The organism is Kineococcus siccus, from assembly GCF_009906795.1.
Taxonomy (GTDB): Bacteria; Actinomycetota; Actinomycetes; order Actinomycetales; family Kineococcaceae; genus Kineococcus; species Kineococcus siccus.
This window is the reverse complement of the sequence record NZ_JAAALN010000346.1, coordinates 1-2,602: the sequence shown is the minus strand read 5'-3', so window position 1 is coordinate 2,602 and position 2,602 is coordinate 1. Positions and strand designations below refer to the sequence as shown.

Below are 2,602 nucleotides of genomic sequence, written 5' to 3'. Positions count from 1 at the left end.
CGTCTGGCCCGCACCGGATCTCCGGGCGGGGTGGTGCGGGTCCTCGGGCGCCTCGGCGCGGGGAGGGAGTTCGTGCGGGGGCGGCGTCGACGCCGCGGACGCCGGTGGCTCAGTCGCTCAGCTCGACGACGGCTCGCGCCCGGCCGCCGCCGGGGACGGGCATGTAGGAGATGCGCAGGCGCTGGACGACCTCCACGTCGTGCTCCCCAGGCGCGAGACCACCCGGGTGGGCCACCCGGACGACGGCGACCTCGCCGAGCTCCCAGCGGTCGTCGGTCACCGCGCCGAGTTCGGTCAGCCGGTAGCTGTTGCCGTGCACCGTCACCGTGGTGGCCTCGGCGAGGGCGCGGACGCCGTCGACGGTGAGGGCGACGTCCTCCACCATCGACAGGGCCAGGCCCCGGTAGTACGGCATCCGCACACCGATCTCGTAGCCGGTGCTGCGTCCCTCCGCGACCGTGTTGCGCAGCGTCCCCGGGACGATCACGTACTTCTCGAACACCTCAGCCCCTCCCGTCCTCGTGGCCCTGCAGCAGTCGCTCGAACATCGCGTGCTGGCGCGAGACCTGCTCGACCGAGTCGACCGGGTACGCGTCCTGGATGTGGCGGTTCCCCTCGTACTCGCTGGAGAGGCAGCCTCGGTAGCCGCCCTCCACGAGGACGTCGACGATCCGGTCGTAGGGGATCGAGTACTCGGTCCCGTCCTCGGTCATCTCGTAGAACTTGGCCTGGATGTGGTGGGTCCGGTGCATCTGCTCCAGCAGGCTGCGCGGGTCCCGCCAGGTGAAGTGCGTGGCCTGACGGGCCAGGGCGACGTCGACCGGGCCGCCCCCGGAGTAGGTCACGGTGTCCATGAGCCCGTGGGTGTCCCCGTGGGCGTCGTAGGTGCCGACGACCAGCGCCACCAGGTCCGGGCGCGCCCCCTCGCGCAGCGCGCGGTCGGACACGACGCGGGGGAAGCGCTCGACGAAGCAGCCCAGGTCGGGCATGAACCCCAGCGCAGGGCTGTCGAGCTCGTCCATCACCGTCAGGTGCTGGAGCACCCACGGGTGCTGGTAGTGGAACGGCGCGTGGACCTCCAGCAGCAGCTTCACGCCCGCGGCCTCGGCGTAGGGCGCCGCGTCGCGCAGCACCGCGGCCGGGGTGCTGATGATGGCGCGCAGCAGGGGCGTCCGCAGGCGGACCGCGAGGTCGATGTCGCGGCGGACCGAGGCGACCTGCTCCTCGTGCGTCAGTCGCCGGTGAGGGTGCAGCAGGGTGTCCAGGAAGAAGTCGTAGGCCAGCGGGCGCGTGCCGAACTCGGCCATCAGGCCGTGCCACTCGGCGACCCAGGCGTCGCTGACGTGCGGGAAACCGGCGATCGACTGCTCGGGGATGATCTCGATGTCGGTGGCCCCCATCCCGGCCGCGGCCGCGACGGCGTCGCGCAGGGCCATCGTCCGGAGGAAGAACTCCTCCTGGAAGCTGTACAGGCTCACGCCCCGGGTGATGCTGTGACCGCTCGTGCCGCGTGGGCTCGGGCCCATGGCTGCGCTCCTTCGCGTCGGTGGCTCGGGGTCGTCGCTCAGTCCGGAGTCACCGTGGTGCCCTCGGACGAGCCGGTGGTCGGCCCCCGGTGCAGCCCACTGTCCGGCAGCGCGCCGGCGGACGGAAATAGTGATCCGGCATCCGAACCATCACGTGGGCCGATGCCGCGCGGCGGGGGTGGGGCCGGACGGGGTCGTCCAGCGCCGAGCGGCCGAGGTCACCCCGTGACGAGGAAGGAGGTCACCATCGAGGACAGGTTCCCGACCATCACGCTGAGGTCGACGTCGTCGGCGCCCTCCACCGTGCTGCCCAGCCCGAGCCGGCGGGCGAGCACGGAGAAGACGACCGTGTGGCACCAGTCCGCCGCCACCTCCGGTTCCGGCCGTCGGACCTCGGCACCGTGCCGCAGCAGCGCGTCGCAGAAGGCCTGACGCGCGCGTTCGGAGGACTCGTGCCCGGTCCGGGCCACCTCGGGGTCGTGCGCTGCCCGGAGCATGAAGGGGCGCAACACCTCTGCCTCCTCCTGCAGCAGGCCGGCGTAGGCGGCGACGAGCGCGTGGACGGTGGCGTCCAGGGTGTCGTGGACCGCGGCCTGCTCCAGCGCCGGCACCGTCACCGCGTCGATGCGCGTCATCTCGCGCGCGTGCACGAGCCGGATCAGCGCGTCCTTGCTGGCGATCCGCCCGTAGATGCTGCCCGTGGAGACCCCGGACCGGGCGCTGACCTCGGCGAGCGTGAACGAGTCGTCGCCGCGTTCGCGCAGCAGGGCCAGCGCCGCGTCCTGCACGCGCGCGAAGGACTCGCGGCTGCGGGCCTGCAACGGTGCCCGGACGGCCGGGACGGCGGTGGCGGAGCTGCCGCCGGTCGCAGACGGCGACGCGGACGATGCGGACATGGCGAGAAACGTAGCCGACGGGCCCCGTTGACGACCGCGGCCCGGTTCACTACGATCCGAACCGTCGTTCTAGTTCGGTGCGCGACGGCGCTCTCCGCTCGACCCGCTGGACGGCCGGCCCGCTCGGCGCCGAGGCGGGCCGGCACCCCGACCGGAAGGAACCCCGCATGCCTCCCACCC

At 72.9% G+C, this 2,602-nt stretch carries 3 protein-coding genes; all 3 read right to left on the bottom strand.

All coding sequences use genetic code 11. The features are described from left to right. Positions 1–109: 109 nt before the first annotated feature. The 3 genes from GTR02_RS21215 to GTR02_RS21205 all read right to left on the bottom strand — a co-directional run bounded on the left by GTR02_RS21215 (position 110) and on the right by GTR02_RS21205 (position 2,422). Complete coding sequence (locus tag GTR02_RS21215; protein ID WP_166609456.1) at positions 110–502, bottom strand: C-glycoside deglycosidase beta subunit domain-containing protein; 393 nt, start codon at positions 500–502, stop codon at positions 110–112. A gap of 1 nt (position 503) precedes the next feature. Beyond that, positions 504–1,478, bottom strand: a complete 975-nt coding sequence (locus GTR02_RS21210; protein ID WP_205709763.1) for a TIM barrel protein — start codon at positions 1,476–1,478, stop codon at positions 504–506. A 266-nt stretch (positions 1,479–1,744) separates the two neighbouring features. Further along, the gene (locus tag GTR02_RS21205) at positions 1,745–2,422 is read right to left on the bottom strand and encodes a TetR/AcrR family transcriptional regulator (protein WP_166609454.1); all 678 of its coding nucleotides are present in this window, start codon (positions 2,420–2,422) and stop codon (positions 1,745–1,747) included. Between the last annotated feature and the right edge of the window lie 180 nt (positions 2,423–2,602).

Coding starts and splice junctions, on each gene's coding strand:
- GTR02_RS21205 (WP_166609454.1), bottom strand. CDS start 2,422: ATGTCCGCATCGTCCGCGTCGCCGTCTGCGACCGGCGGCAGCTCCGCC.